We start from the raw sequence: 14,796 nt of genomic DNA on the forward strand, positions 1-14,796 counted from the left end.
TTGTTTACAAAACAAATCTTGTCGAAATTTTAAATTGTCCTCTTGTTAAGCTTTCGTTAAAATGAAAGAGAAAGCATGACTTCTCGCTTTTCACATAAGATACAAAAAACGGATGCAGGGGAAATCACTAATTGGAGGCACAACATGAATAAAAAAATATTAGTTGTGGATGATGAAGAATCGATTGTAACACTTCTAAGCTATAACCTTGAAAGAGCGGGCTATGATGTCGTCACAGCAAGAGACGGGGAAGAAGCGCTTGAAAAAGCAGCAAGTGAACAGCCTGATCTCATTGTATTAGATTTAATGCTTCCGAAGATGGACGGCATTGAAGTGTGCAAACAACTGAGAATTCAAAAAATGATGTTCCCTATTTTAATGCTGACAGCAAAGGACGATGAATTTGATAAGGTGCTAGGCCTTGAGCTTGGAGCCGATGATTACATGACAAAGCCATTCAGTCCTAGAGAAGTGGGTGCTCGGGTAAAAGCCATCTTGAGAAGAGCACAGCAATCTCAGCCTGCCCCCACGCAAGAGGAGAAGGAAGAGATCATTGCAGACCAAATCAAAATTGGTGAACTGCGCATTTTACCAGAACACTACGAAGTCTATTTCCAGGAAGAACGTCTAGAGCTCACACCAAAAGAGTTTGAACTGCTGCTTTATTTGGCGAAGCATAAAGGACGTGTCCTCACGCGTGATTTATTGTTAAGTGCCGTTTGGAATTATGACTTTGCAGGTGACACTCGTATTGTGGATGTCCATATTAGCCACTTGCGGGACAAAATTGAAAAGAACACGAAAAAACCAACATACATTAAAACGATTCGCGGCTTAGGCTACAAATTGGAGGAGCCAAAGCCAAATGAGTAAAATTAGAACCCGTCTGTTTTCGGGACTCATTTTTCTCCTTTTTATTGTGTTTGTGGCACTTGGTCTTTTCTTGGACCACATGTTCCATGTTTTCTATGAAACCAAATTAACGGAACGAATGGAAAAGGAATCGAGCTTCCTCCTGTCTTCCATGAATGGTGACGATCTGAAGGCGAAGCAAAACAAGGAGGTCCTACATCAGGCAAAGCAGCATTTTGATATGAATGCGTCGATTGTGGACCTGAAGGGGAATATCATACATACAACGGGTCAAGCAGAACAAAGGGCCATCATTCGAAACACGCTGAACAATGAACGTTTCCAAACAAAAGGGGTCGTCATTGACGATGAGAAGGATGCGCTGTTTCATTATGCTGTCCCGATCCTGAAACAAAACGAACCAGCGGGTTATTTATTTCTCCATGCGTCATACGAGCCTTTAAATGAAATTGACGGCCAGCTCTGGCTTGCATTAGCCTTTTGTCTTGGCTCGGCGATTATCATCATCGTTTTCTTTGGGTTCCGCATGTCGATGAAATATGTGAAACCAATTGATTATGCTACAAAGGTAGCCAAACAGCTGGAACGCGGGAACTATGATACGAATAACTATGAAGAGTTGATGATTGAAACAAGTGAACTGAATACTTCCATGAAGCGTTTGGCAGGAAGTCTTCAAGAAATGACAAGTGCCGGTGAAATGCAGAGAGACCGGCTGCAAACGGTCATTGAAAATATTGGAGCGGGGATTATTTTGATTGATAAGATGGGTTATATCCACCTAGTCAATCGAACCTTCCGCAAGCAGTTTAAAGTCCAAAAGCATATTTACATGCACAAGTTGTATCACGAAGCGTTTACACATGAAGAGATTATCGAATTAATTGACGAAATTTTCATGACAGAAACGAAGGTGCGGAAGTTTTTACGTCTAGCCGTTGACATTGAACGCCGCTACTTCCAAGTGGATGGTGTACCCATTTTAAGTACAGACGATGAATGGAAAGGAATTGTCCTTGTGTTTCATGACGTGACAGAAACAAAGCAGCTGGAGCAGATGCGAAAAGACTTTGTCGCCAATGTGTCTCACGAATTAAAAACACCGATTACGTCGATTAAAGGATTTTCTGAAACCCTTCTTGATGGTGCGATTGATGACAAAGAAGCACTGACAGAATTCCTTTCTATCATTTTAAAAGAGAGTGTCCGTCTAGAAACGCTGATTCAAGACTTACTTGATCTTTCTAAAATTGAACAGCAGCACTTCAAGCTGAATATTCAAGAAGCCAATGCGACAGAAATCATTCAAGAGATTGAAGTGCTGTTAAAACAAAAGGCAGCAGAAAAAGGTATTCAATTACAAGTGCGTGTCCCGAAAGAACCGGTCTATGTTATGGCAGACCCGCTAAGGTTAAAGCAAATCTTCCTCAATCTCGTCAATAATGCCCTGACCTATACACCAGAGGGAGGAAGTGTTACCATCTCAGCAAGACCGCGGAAAGGTGCCTATGAATTTGATGTAGCAGATACAGGAATCGGCATGAAGAAAAGCGAGATTCCAAGAATATTTGAGAGATTTTATCGAATTGATAAAGATAGAAGCAGGAATTCAGGCGGTACAGGTCTTGGTCTTGCCATTGTCAAACACCTTGTGGAAGCGCATGAAGGAACGATTTCTGTCCACAGCAAACAAGGCAAAGGAACGACTTTTACAGTGAGCCTGAAATCGACTTAGAGAAAAAAAGGAAAGTCACGTTAAAATTTACATGATCTTTACAATGAATTCATGTTTTGTTAAACATTCATTGATAGGATGAATAGGAACCCCTTCATCCAAGGAGCCAATTTTGGAAGGACGAAAACACTTGTTGTTTTCGTCCCTTTTTTGTGCAGGCTCGACTATTTTCTTTTCAAAATAAACTTTGATAAAATGAAGATACAATGTGTGAAAGAGACGGCTGAGATGGCTCAGCCGATGGAGGATTAAAACATGACAGACAAAAAGAAATTAGTGTTAGTGGATGGAAACAGCCTCGCATATCGAGCCTTCTTTGCTTTGCCGCTATTATCAAATGATAAAGGCGTACATACAAATGCTATTTATGGCTTTGCGATGATCTTAATGAAGATGCTGGAGGACGAGAAGCCTACCCATATGCTCGTCGCATTTGATGCGGGAAAAACAACATTCCGCCACGAGACATTTAAAGAATATAAAGGTGGAAGACAAAAAACTCCGCCAGAGCTATCAGAACAAATGCCGTTCATCCGTGAACTATTAGATGCCTATCAGGTGAAAAGGTACGAGCTTCCTCAATATGAAGCAGATGATATTATCGGTACATTGGCTGTCGAGGCAGAAAAAGACGGCTTTGAAGTCAAAATCTTCTCAGGAGATAAGGACTTAACACAGCTCTCAACAGATCATACGACAGTGGCTATTACGAAAAAAGGCATCACAGAAGTAGAATATTACACACCTGCTCATATTGAAGAAAAATATGGCCTGCGACCAGATCAAATCATTGATATGAAAGGGTTGATGGGAGATTCCTCAGATAATATCCCAGGCGTCCCAGGTGTAGGCGAAAAAACAGCGATTAAATTGTTAAAGCAGTTTGAAACAGTTGAGAACCTGCTTGAACATATTGATGAAGTGAGCGGGAAAAAGCTAAAAGAAAAACTTGAAGAATATAAAGAACAAGCAGTCATGAGTAAAGAGCTGGCGACGATTCTTGTAGAAGCACCTATTGATGTGTCAAGCAAAGATCTCGCATACGAAGGCCCTCACATGGATCAAGTGATCTCTCTTTATAAAGAACTAGGCTTTCAAACGCTGCTAGAGCGTCTTGGAGAAGCACCAGAAACAGATGAACAGGTCGAAGTAGATGCATTAGAAGTGAAAAAAATGACAGCTGCAGGGGACGACATGCTGACAGATCATGCAGCCCTTGTGGTAGAACAGCTTGGAGATAATTATCACGAAGCGGATTTGATCGGTTTTGCGATCCATAATGAAAATGGTGCGTTTTTTATCACGAAAGAAGATGCGCTTCAATCAGAAGCATTTAAAGAATGGGTACAGGATGAAACGAAGAAAAAATGGGTCTTTGATTCAAAAAGAGCAGTTGTCGCCCTGAGATGGCATGATGTCGATCTAAAAGGTGTTGATAATGATGTTCTGCTCGCTTCCTATGTCGTCAACCCGCAGAAATCATACGAAGACGTCGCGAGTGTAGCGAAGGAATATGGTCTGAATATCGCTCTTTCTGATGAAAAAGTATACGGAAAAGGAGCAAAGCAGGCGATTCCACCTGAAGATGAACTGAAAGAACATCTTGGACGAAAAGCAGCGGCGATCTCAGCCTTGCATGATTTAACATTAGAAGCATTAGAAAAAAATGATCAGCATGAACTATATGAAGATTTAGAGCTGCCGCTAGCACTCATCTTAGGTGAAATGGAATCTCTTGGAGTAAAGGTAGATATAGAGCGCCTAGAGAAAATGGGTGAAGAATTAACGAAAAAACTCAAAGAATATGAAGAAACCATTCACCGCTTAGCAGGAGAAACGTTTAACATCAATTCTCCTAAACAGCTTGGCGTCATCCTATTTGAAAAATTAGGTCTGCCGATTATCAAGAAGACAAAAACAGGCTACTCGACGTCTGCAGATGTGCTTGAAAAGCTTGAAGATAAGCATGAAATCATTCGATCCATTCTGCACTACAGGCAAATTGGAAAGCTGCAATCGACCTATGTGGAAGGGTTAATGAAAGTAACGCGTAAGGATACTCATAAAGTGCATACAAGGTTTAATCAAGCACTCACCCAAACAGGAAGATTAAGCTCAACAGATCCAAACCTTCAAAACATCCCGATTCGTTTAGAAGAAGGACGGAAGATTCGTCAAGCATTCGTTCCTTCAAAAGAAGGCTGGCTCATGTTTGCAGCTGACTATTCACAAATCGAGCTGCGTGTACTCGCTCATATTTCACAAGATGAGAATTTGATCGAAGCGTTTACGCAAGACATGGACATTCACACGAAAACAGCGATGGACGTGTTCCATGTCTCAGAAGAAGAAGTGACTTCCGCTATGAGAAGACAAGCCAAGGCGGTAAACTTCGGTATTGTATATGGAATCAGCGATTATGGACTTTCTCAAAACCTTGGGATCACAAGAAAAGAAGCAGCCGCATTTATCGAGCGCTATTTAACAAGCTTTAAAGGCGTGAAAACCTATATGGAAGAAATCGTCCAGGAAGCGAAACAAAAAGGCTACGTCACGACGCTTCTCAAACGCAGACGGTATATCCCGGATATCACAAGCCGTAATTTTAATATCAAAAGCTTTGCAGAACGAACAGCCATGAACACACCGATCCAAGGCAGTGCAGCTGATATTATTAAAAAAGCGATGATTGATATGGCGCGAAGGCTCAAAGAAGAAAACCTGCAGGCAAATCTTTTATTACAGGTGCACGATGAATTGATCTTCGAAGCGCCGAAAGAAGAAATCGCCATCCTTGAAAAGATTGTTCCTGAAGTCATGGAAAACGCACTTCAGCTTGATGTGCCGCTAAAAGTTGATTTTGCTTCAGGTCCATCTTGGTACGATGCGAAATAAATAATAGAGAGAAAAAGGAGCGAGGAGCATGCCGGAATTACCAGAAGTTGAAACCGTCCGGCGCACTCTCAAGCGGTTAGTCGAAGGAAAGACGATTGAAACGGTCGATATCAAATGGCCAAACATCATCAAACGTCCTGGGGAGCCGGAAGAGTTCGCAAGAAGAATGGTAGGAGAAACCATACAAACCATTGAAAGAAGAGGGAAGTTCCTCCTCTTTCATTTAGACCATTATGTGATGGTCTCCCATTTAAGGATGGAAGGGAAATACCGTGTACATGAAGCGCATGAGCCTTATGATAAACACGTACACGTCGTCTTTACGTTTACAGATGGTACTGAGCTTCGGTACCATGATGTGCGTAAATTTGGCACGATGCATTTATTTCAGCCGGGTGAAGAGGAAAAGGAACTCCCGCTTTCTCAGCTGGGATATGAACCATTTGATGAACAGTTCACTCCTGAGTATTTATGGGAGCAATTGAAAAAAACAACCCGCGTGGTTAAAACAGCACTGCTTGATCAAAAGATTGTCGTAGGACTTGGTAACATTTACGTAGATGAGGTCCTGTTTAAATCAGGTATTCATCCAGAAACGAAAGCGAATCAGCTCAGCCAGGAATCCTGCAAAGTGCTTCACAAACAGATCATCGATACGCTTCAAGTAGCGGTAGATGCGGGAGGAAGCACGATTCGTTCTTATATCAACTCACAAGGAGATATTGGAACATTTCAGTTGCAGCTTCTTGTATATGACCGGCGGGGAGAGCCTTGCCAAACATGCGGAAGCATCATCGAGAAAACAGTGGTCGGAGGGCGCGGCACGCACTTTTGTGTGACCTGCCAAAAACGTCCTCAATAAAGTTTAGCCATGAGCATGCTTCCTTTTTGCTATGCATACGATAAAAAACATTCATTTTTCAGCAAGGTGTAGACTGACACACAGCCCACCTGCTCTTCATATAGTGAAGAAGAGTCTAAGGACGCCTAGAGACTCTTGATCATCGTTGCATGAACAGAAAGGAAGAGTTCAGGTATGATTTCGATTTCGCTCCTGTTTTTAGCTATTGCAGTCAGCATCGACAGCTTTTCTGTAGGCTTTACGTATGGGCTTCGCAAAATGAGGATCCCATTTAAAGCCATCGTCATTATTGCATGCTGCTCAGGGATTGTGCTGCTCATTTCTATGCTGATTGGCAGCCTGCTGACGACATTTCTCCCTGTCTCAGTGACCGATAAACTGGGGGGAGGCATTTTAATTGCCATTGGCCTTTGGGTCCTGTATCAATTTTACAAACCAGCGAAAGAGCGTGATTTGCTTCTTCATGAAAAGACATTGCTCAATGTGGAAGTACAATCGCTTGGGCTTGTCATTCACATTTTAAGAAAGCCGACAAGTGCAGATATTGACCGATCTGGGACGATTAATGGAATGGAAGCGGTACTTCTTGGAATTGCTTTATCCATTGATGCATTTGGCGCAGGGATTGGCGCAGCGATTCTTGGCTTTTCTCCAATTGTTATGAGTATCACGGTGGCAGTGATGAGCTCACTTTTTGTGTGTATCGGGCTGCGTGCCGGTCATTACTTGGCAAATTGGCGCTGGATCAATAAACTCGCATGCTTACCAGGGATTCTGCTCATATTAATTGGGGTTTGGAAGCTGTAAAAGGAGGAAATCAATTGACGCTTGTCATTGGATTAACAGGCGGGATTGCTAGCGGAAAAAGCACAGTCTCGCAGATGATAAAAGAGCAGGGCATCCGGGTGGTGGACGCAGATGTGATTGCAAAAGAAGCGGTCTCCAAAGGAACACCCGCCCTTCATCATATCGTTCAAACCTTTGGTGAGGGTGTCCTCCTGCCAAATGGAGAGCTGAACCGGCAGCAGCTGGGAGCCATTATTTTTTCTGATGAAGAGAAACGAAAGCAGCTGAATGCGATCGTACATCCAGAAGTGCGAAAGGAAATGCTCAGGCAGCGAGATCAAGGGATCAACAGCCAAGAAACATTCGTTGTCCTTGATATCCCGCTTTTATTTGAAAGTCAGCTGGAAAGTCTCGTCGACCGCATCATTGTGGTGTATACAACACCAGAATTACAGCTATCACGACTCATGAAGCGAAACGACCTCAGCGAGGAAGAAGCGCTGAATCGGATTCACTCTCAGCAGTCTCTTGAGGAGAAATGTAAAAAAGCAGACCGCGTGATAGAAAACACACAAGATCTCGCTTTTATCAGAAAGCAATTGCAGAACATATTAAATGAATGGGAACATACAGATAAGTAAGAGTACATACACGTACTCTTCTTTTTTTATGCTTTATTCTTATTTCCTTTGAAAAGAACAGCCCTTTTTAGAAAATATACGTTTATATACTGGCAATTACATTCTAATGTGATATACTAATTTCATAAATAAATTTATTGAGTATAACACATAATAGAGGAGTGACCTGTTCATGAAGGTAAAAGCAGCGATCAATGGGTTTGGCAGAATTGGACGCATGGTCTTCAGAAAAGCAATGCTTGATGATCAAATTCAAATTGTAGCGGTGAACGCAAGCTATCCTGCCGAAACGCTAGCACATTTAATTAAATATGACACAAATCATGGACGTTACGAATGCGATGTGACAGCAGAAGATGACGCACTGATTGTAAATGGGAAAAGAGTGCTTTTGCTCAATGACAGAAACCCAAAGCAGCTTCCATGGGGAGAGCTTGGGATTGATATCGTCATAGAAGCAACAGGGAAATTTAATTCAAAAGAACAAGCGATGGGCCATATAGATGCAGGAGCGAAAAAGGTCGTACTCACAGCTCCAGGTAAAAATGAAGACATTACAATTGTGATGGGTGTCAATGAAGATGATCTTGATCCTGAAAAGCACGTCATTATTTCAAACGCATCTTGTACAACAAACTGTTTAGCACCAGTTGTTAAATTGTTAGATGATGAATTCGGCATCGACAACGGCTTAATGACAACGGTTCATGCGTATACAAATGATCAAAAAAATATCGACAACCCGCATAAGGATTTGCGCCGGGCTAGAGCGTGTGCTCAGTCCATCATTCCAACTACGACGGGTGCCGCTAAAGCGCTTTCTTTAGTGCTGCCGCACATGAAAGGGAAATTGCATGGACTTGCACTGCGCGTGCCAGTTTCCAATGTATCGATGGTTGATCTTGTCGTCGACTTGAAAAAAGATGTCACAGCAGAAGAAGTAAATGCAGCCTTCTCAAATGCATCAAAAACTTCTCTAGCCGGTATTTTAGATTACACGGATGAGCCGCTTGTTTCTACAGACTTTAACACGAATCCTTATTCAGCTGTCGTGGATGGACTGACAACGATGGTGATGGAGGATAGAAAAGTAAAAGTTCTTGCATGGTATGACAATGAATGGGGTTATTCATGCAGAGTGGTGGATCTTGTGAAGTTTGTCGGTTCGCAGATGAAAGAGCTTTCTGCTGTTTGAAATGAAGAAGACGAACGTCCCTTTTCAAGAAATGAGAGAAAATCCCATTGAAAACACAGCTTGCAAAATGGGTCTAAACAAAGTATACTATTTTTCGTGAACTTCTTGTTCGCAGACTCATTCGGGTATACTTAAAGGGTTAGGACCTCTTTGGACTAACTTTCCCCCGTGGTATATGTCCGGTCCGGCTGCTTAGAACTTCACTCTTTCATTCTTGTTTAAGGGGGGTCCATGATGGAAACAATCGGACGTCACGTTATCTCCGAGCTATGGGGATGCGACTGTGATAAACTGAACGACATGGATTTTATTGAAAAAACGTTTGTAAATGCAGCTTTGAAATCAGGAGCTGAAGTAAGAGAGGTTGCTTTTCACAAATTTGCACCTCAAGGAGTAAGTGGAGTTGTCATTATTTCTGAATCTCATCTGACAATTCACAGCTTTCCTGAACATGGTTATGCGAGCATAGATGTTTATACTTGCGGCGACCTAGATCCGAATATCGCAGCAGATCATATCGGAGATGAATTAGGTGCCGAAACAAGAGAAAACATCGAAATTCCTCGAGGCATGGGACCTGTACAAGTGAAACAGGCACAAGCCAAAGCACTGTAAACATAAAAAAGATTGCAATGGGAGCTGGCCAAAAGCATTGAAATGCCTTTGTGTTATGCTCCTTTTTATATTTCTTTGATATACAAAATCCAACATTCCCCAACTTGTCTATACTTTTGTTCTAGGAAAACAAAGGTTTTTTTTATAAAATAAAGAAGAGGCATTATGGCAAAGGGGATACGTATATGACTTTAGGACAAAAGTTCAAACGGTTCATGTCAAACCATACAGAAACATCTGACGAGCATCCAGTGTCAGAACTGAAAAGCCATTACTACAAAATGACGAATGCACAAGTTTTTCAAGCGGTGGAAGCCATGCTTTCCCGAAACGATTCCTATCAAGTGACATCTGTTTCAGCAGAACGAGGTGAAATCAGCGCAAACATCAGAATGCCGAAAAAAGCCTTTCTCGTAGCGACTGTCATTTCAATTCGTCCTTTTGAAACAGCTGTCGATTTTAATGTGACAACAGAAACGGTCCTGCCAACAGATTTTGGTTATAGTCAGAAGGCCGTTTTGTCCCTTTATGATGAACTAGACAAACAACTTCCAAGAATAGATCGGAGCTGATGAAATGAAATGTCCCACATGTCAGCACCTTGGCACAAGGGTGCTTGATTCAAGACCAGTAGATGAAGGGAAATCCATCCGTCGTAGAAGAGAGTGCGAAAGCTGCCAGTATCGCTTTACGACGTTTGAGAAATTAGAAGAATTACCGCTGATTGTGGTGAAAAAAGAAGGGATTCGAGAAGAATTCAGCCGCGAAAAGATGCTGAGAGGACTCATTAAAGCGTGTGAAAAGCGTCCTGTTGCTTTAAAGCAGCTGGAGGATGTCTGCTTTAACATCGAAAAAGAACTGCGTAATCAAGGCATGTCAGAAGTGAAAAGTGAGCTTGTAGGTGAAATGGTGATGGACGAGCTGGCAAAAATTGATGAAGTGTCTTACGTCAGGTTTGCCTCAGTTTACCGGCAGTTTAAAGATATCAACGTCTTTATTGATGAATTAAAAGATTTATTAAAGAAAGAACGCTAAAAAAGAGCTGAAGATTCTTCACGCTCTTTTTCCTGCGTAAAGCGTAAAACGCAAAAAGGGTGTACAATAGAAACAATTGCAATTCATGGGGAGGATCAGCATATGACAGAGCATTGGAAGGAAGTGCTAGCCGTCGATCCGTATGTCGTCAAAAGCGCTTCATTGCTCGGTGACATCGATAGACAGCTCATCACTCTTTTATATCAGCCGCTTATTGGCATGTCCGCTTTCAGCTTATACATGACGCTGTGGGGAGAGCTGGAACAAAATCGTATGTGGGGAAAACCTGCACCTCATCGGCAGCTCATGGTCATGCTGCAAACGAATTTAAATGATATTTTTGAGGAACGTTTAAAGCTTGAAGCGATTGGTTTACTCCGCACATATGAACAGGAAACGGAAGAAGGCAGACTGTTTACATATGAGCTTGTGCCGCCGCTAAGACCAGATGAGTTTTTCCAGGATGGTATGCTGAATGTCCTGCTGTACCATCGTGTAGAGAAAGCAAAATATATGCAGCTTCGTGATTATTTTTCTTATCCAGGTGTTCCTGCAGAGGCAAAGAACATCTCGCGGTCGTTTGAAGAAGTCTTTCACGTATTGCAGCCAGGTGAACGCAGGATGACAGAAGAAATCAATCGGGCGTCATCACTTGATCAGGGCTATGAATATGTGACCGTTGGATCGAGTCAGCCGGCTCCGCTTTCAGACGAATCCTTTGATTTCGATCTATTGTTAGCGGGCATGTCTGATATGATGATTCCAAGAAAGGCTTTGACAAAGCAGGTGAAAGAAACCATTAAGAAGTTAGCCGTTGTATACGGCATCACTCCGCTTCAAATGCAAAATATTGTAGCAGGCGCCTGCGGTTCGGATCAAATGATCTCAACAGAAGAGCTGAGAAAAGCCGCAAGAGACTGGTACCAAATTGAATACAGAGGCGAGCAGCCAAAACTCATTGATCAAAAACAGCCTAGACACCTGCGTCAAGATGCTTCAAAAGCGCTAGCAGATACGCCAGATGCGAAATTGATTGAAAAGCTCGATCATATTTCGCCTCGGGAGCTGCTAAAAGATATGGCAGACGGCATTGAGCCAACGTATGCCGACTTAAGAATTGTCGAAGATATTATGCTCGAGCAGCAGCTAGAGCCAGGTGTCATGAACGTTTTGATCTACTATACATTACTGAAAACAGATATGAAGCTGTCGAAAACATATATGCAAAAAATCGCCGCTCATTGGGTGAGAAAGAAAATTAAAACCGTAGCGGCAGCCATGAAAATTGCCAAAGAAGAGAACAAGCAAATGACAGAGTGGGCGCAGCAGAAAAAGCAGCGCAGCACATATGGATCAGGGAAAGTTGTCCGAGAAGAGAAGCTTCCTGACTGGATGAAAGAAACTGAAACGAAAGAACAGCCGGCAAAAGAACAAACAGACAGTCTGTCGACAGAAGACCTCGAACGAGAAAAAGAAAAACTGTTAGATCAGTTTAAAAATATGAAAAAGTACAATGCACATTAAGGTGAGGTGAGATGGGGATGAAACCGATCGGTCGTTCATTTGAACAGTTAAAAGGACGAGTAGATTTTCGTGTGAGATACAACCAGATTAAAGAGAGTGTGTTATCTGATGAAGATGTAAGGGCCTTTTTACAGGAGCATCAAGAAGACATACACGAAGACATGATCAATCGTAGCTTGAACCGGCTTTTTGAATATGTGCAGCAGTCGAAGGGTTGTTCATATTGCTTAGATGAAGAGAACGTCAATGCGATTTTAGACGGGTATCACCCGAAGCTTGTGATCAAAGGTCAGAGTATTGATATTGAATATTCCCCCTGCCCAGTCAAGCTGCGGCTCGATAGACAGAAAAAACAGCAAGAGCTTATGAAAAGCATGTACATTCCGCAAAATGTTCTTCAAGCGACGTTCACTGATCTGAACGTTGTGGGAAGACAGGAAGTCATTCAAAAAGTAGGTCAATTCCTGCAAAGCTATGATGAGACGGGCAAAGGGAAGGGCTTATATTTACACGGAAAGTTTGGAGTAGGAAAAACGTATATTCTGGCAGCCATTGCGCAGCAGCTAGCGGAGAAGGAATACCCATCTCTCCTAGTGTACGTGCCTGAATTTGTGAGAGAGTTAAAAAATTCGTTAGCCGATCATACACTGGAAGCAAAGCTGAACATGGTCAAATCCACCCCTATTTTAATGCTTGATGATATTGGGGCAGAGTCGATGACAAGCTGGGTTCGAGATGAACTGCTCGGAACGATCTTACAATACCGTATGGCAGAGCAGCTGCCGACTTTCTTCTCTTCTAATTTCTCACCAAGTGAACTGAAACATCACTTTACGTACTCACAGCGCGGGGAAAAAGAAGAGGTCAAAGCCGCTCGTTTAATGGAACGGATTCTTTATTTAGCAGAGGCAGTCTTGCTCGAAGGAGAAAACCGCCGTCATTTATAAAAGCGTCTATCACCTGAAGGAGGAGCAAATGAAATGAACAAAAGAAAATGGCTGCTTTTTCTCGTGATTGCAGGTCTCGCTGCTTTACTTTGGTGGCTGAACAAACAGCACCTTCAGCTGGCGCCGAAAGATGTGAAGAATTGGGTGCTTCAATTTGGGCTGCTGGCTCCCTTTGTTTTTCTGTTCTTATCTCTTTTTCGCCCGTTTGTTCTCGTCCCACTTACGGTCTTTTCGCTGGCAGCAGGTTTAGCATTCGGCAGTGTTCTTGGGACGATTTATGCCCTCGTTGGTGCTACCGCCGGAGCAACAGGCTCCTTCCTGCTTGCCACAACCTTTCGTGCAAAAAAGGAAGGCAGAGAATCAAGCAGCCGGAAGCTGAGAGCGGTGACATCCCGCATTCAGGAGCATGGGTTTCTTTATATTTTGTTATTGCGTATTGCCCCGATCCATTTTGACTTTGTCAGCTATGCGGCAGCAGTTTCACGTGCGAATTATCGTGCATTCACGGCAGCTACTTTTTTAGGCTTAATACCGGGTACAGTTGCATTAAATGTCCTTGGCTCAAGCTTTGTCAGCGGCAATTATGCCGCCTTAGTGATCGTTTGTTTGATTTATCTGATCTTTATCTCCGTTCCGCTCATTTTAAAAAGAAAGATGCCTGATTTATTTTAGGCGTCTATTTTTTATGTTTCCCCCATATATATGTAACAGATGTCGTTAGGGGGGACAAACATGCTTGAAATAATCTTTGAAGATGAATATGATACCGCCGCTTTTTTACATCTTGCTGAACACTTGGACAGTCGGCATCACATGTCAATTCAACAAGGGAAAGACCGGCTTCTCATAGAGGCGAAGGAATCAGAAGAAGGACTTGAGCCCATTGTGCGGCCATTACTGGTTCACTTTTTTTTGGAATGCAAAGAAAATGAGCGCATGCGCAACATCCTTGAAAACACCTATTTATTTAAAGATCCTGAAGAGCAGCACCAAATTCTTTCAATCGCCCACAGTATTATGAACGGGGATTTAGATGATATTCCCGGCATTCATCAAGAACCGTCAAGAGAAGCCCTGTTAACAAAGGAGCTTGAGACCATTTGTTTACAGCAAGGTATTTTTTCAATTGGTTCATTTATGACATTTAGACTGTCAGAGTATGACAGGAGGCTGAAGAACTATGTTGAAGTCTCCATTGAAGAATACAAAATGGAACAAGAATATCAAAACTTCATTCAATCCCTTCGAGACTATGTGATGGCAAAAGAACCGAAGCTCGAAAAAGTACATGTTGTGCATCAGGACCGCCTGATGATTTGGGAATTTCGGTACGCTTCTGAGCGTGATCAAAAACAATACATAGACAGACAGTTTGTAAGAGAGCATCCAATGTATATTGATTCGCAGCTGATTGCACCACTCGTATCCATAGCGCCGCAAAAGATTGACCTATTTACAAATGATACGGGTCACTCGATGGTGCAGACCATTCAAAATATTTTTCAAGAAAGGGTCGAGGTATTCCCGGCTCATTCATTTCAAGAACAGAATGTTCAATTTGTACATGACCATTTGGAACAGAAAAGTGAAAAGCTTTCTTGATTTTCACGAAAAAACGTTTTATAATACGGTGTAACTTCATACAGAGACCGTATTGATAAGGACATGAACAAATGAACACCCGCTTA

The 14,796-nt window shown here is 42.4% G+C and carries 14 protein-coding genes and 1 other annotated feature (1 of these 15 cut by a window edge); all 14 genes read left to right on the plus strand.

The genetic code is table 11. From position 1 onward, the window contains the following. Positions 1–144 precede the first annotated feature (144 nt). The 14 genes from ACP7A0_RS06270 (at position 145) to ytxC (ending at position 14,710) form a co-directional block, all read left to right on the plus strand. On the plus strand, positions 145–873 hold the full coding sequence (locus tag ACP7A0_RS06270) for a response regulator transcription factor (RefSeq protein ID WP_012010858.1): 729 nt from the start codon (positions 145–147) through the stop codon (positions 871–873). Beyond that, the gene (gene pnpS / locus ACP7A0_RS06275; RefSeq protein ID WP_426004587.1) at positions 866–2,608 is read left to right on the plus strand and encodes a two-component system histidine kinase PnpS; all 1,743 of its coding nucleotides are present in this window, start codon (positions 866–868) and stop codon (positions 2,606–2,608) included. Before ACP7A0_RS06270 ends, pnpS begins: the two co-directional genes overlap by 8 nt. 255 nt (positions 2,609–2,863) lie before the next feature. Next, entirely contained in the window at positions 2,864–5,503 is a 2,640-nt protein-coding gene (gene polA / locus ACP7A0_RS06280) for a DNA polymerase I (RefSeq protein WP_095285560.1), read from the plus strand. 28 nt (positions 5,504–5,531) lie between these two features. Further along, a complete protein-coding gene (gene mutM, locus ACP7A0_RS06285; protein ID WP_106031193.1) occupies positions 5,532–6,365 on the plus strand; it encodes a DNA-formamidopyrimidine glycosylase in 834 nt (277 codons plus the stop codon). 174 nt (positions 6,366–6,539) lie between these two features. Further along, positions 6,540–7,172, plus strand: coding sequence for a sporulation membrane protein YtaF (gene ytaF, locus ACP7A0_RS06290; RefSeq protein ID WP_426004590.1), 633 nt, complete (start codon positions 6,540–6,542; stop codon positions 7,170–7,172). Positions 7,173–7,186: 14 nt separating this feature from the next. Next, positions 7,187–7,792, plus strand: coding sequence for a dephospho-CoA kinase (coaE, locus tag ACP7A0_RS06295; protein ID WP_426004592.1), 606 nt, complete (start codon positions 7,187–7,189; stop codon positions 7,790–7,792). A gap of 172 nt (positions 7,793–7,964) precedes the next feature. Continuing rightward, positions 7,965–8,987, plus strand: a complete 1,023-nt coding sequence (locus ACP7A0_RS06300) for a glyceraldehyde-3-phosphate dehydrogenase (protein WP_426004594.1) — start codon at positions 7,965–7,967, stop codon at positions 8,985–8,987. Positions 8,988–9,221: 234 nt separating this feature from the next. Next, positions 9,222–9,602, plus strand: a complete 381-nt coding sequence (gene speD, locus ACP7A0_RS06305; RefSeq protein WP_003216492.1) for an adenosylmethionine decarboxylase — start codon at positions 9,222–9,224, stop codon at positions 9,600–9,602. Positions 9,603–9,787: 185 nt separating this feature from the next. Next, a complete protein-coding gene (locus tag ACP7A0_RS06310; RefSeq protein WP_060596976.1) occupies positions 9,788–10,174 on the plus strand; it encodes a hypothetical protein in 387 nt (128 codons plus the stop codon). Positions 10,175–10,178: 4 nt separating this feature from the next. Then, positions 10,179–10,637: a transcriptional regulator NrdR gene (gene nrdR / locus ACP7A0_RS06315; protein ID WP_003216720.1), complete on the plus strand. Its 459-nt coding sequence runs from the start codon at positions 10,179–10,181 to the stop codon at positions 10,635–10,637. A 102-nt stretch (positions 10,638–10,739) separates the two neighbouring features. Beyond that, positions 10,740–12,161 carry a replication initiation and membrane attachment family protein gene (locus ACP7A0_RS06320; protein ID WP_106031196.1) on the plus strand — a complete coding sequence of 474 codons (1,422 nt, stop codon included), beginning with the start codon at positions 10,740–10,742 and terminating at the stop codon, positions 12,159–12,161. A 17-nt stretch (positions 12,162–12,178) separates the two neighbouring features. Further along, positions 12,179–13,108, plus strand: a complete 930-nt coding sequence (gene dnaI / locus ACP7A0_RS06325) for a primosomal protein DnaI (RefSeq protein WP_106037010.1) — start codon at positions 12,179–12,181, stop codon at positions 13,106–13,108. Between the two features lie 33 nt (positions 13,109–13,141). Further along, the gene (locus ACP7A0_RS06330) at positions 13,142–13,780 is read left to right on the plus strand and encodes a TVP38/TMEM64 family protein (RefSeq protein WP_060596974.1); all 639 of its coding nucleotides are present in this window, start codon (positions 13,142–13,144) and stop codon (positions 13,778–13,780) included. A gap of 60 nt (positions 13,781–13,840) precedes the next feature. Continuing rightward, positions 13,841–14,710, plus strand: coding sequence for a putative sporulation protein YtxC (gene ytxC / locus ACP7A0_RS06335; RefSeq protein ID WP_106061201.1), 870 nt, complete (start codon positions 13,841–13,843; stop codon positions 14,708–14,710). Positions 14,711–14,753: 43 nt separating this feature from the next. Continuing rightward, positions 14,754–14,796: a binding site (T-box leader), on the plus strand (it continues 205 nt past the right edge of the window).

The sequence above is a fragment of the Bacillus sp. DWP3-1 genome, assembly GCF_049896565.1.
GTDB lineage: Bacteria > Bacillota > Bacilli > Bacillales > Bacillaceae > Bacillus.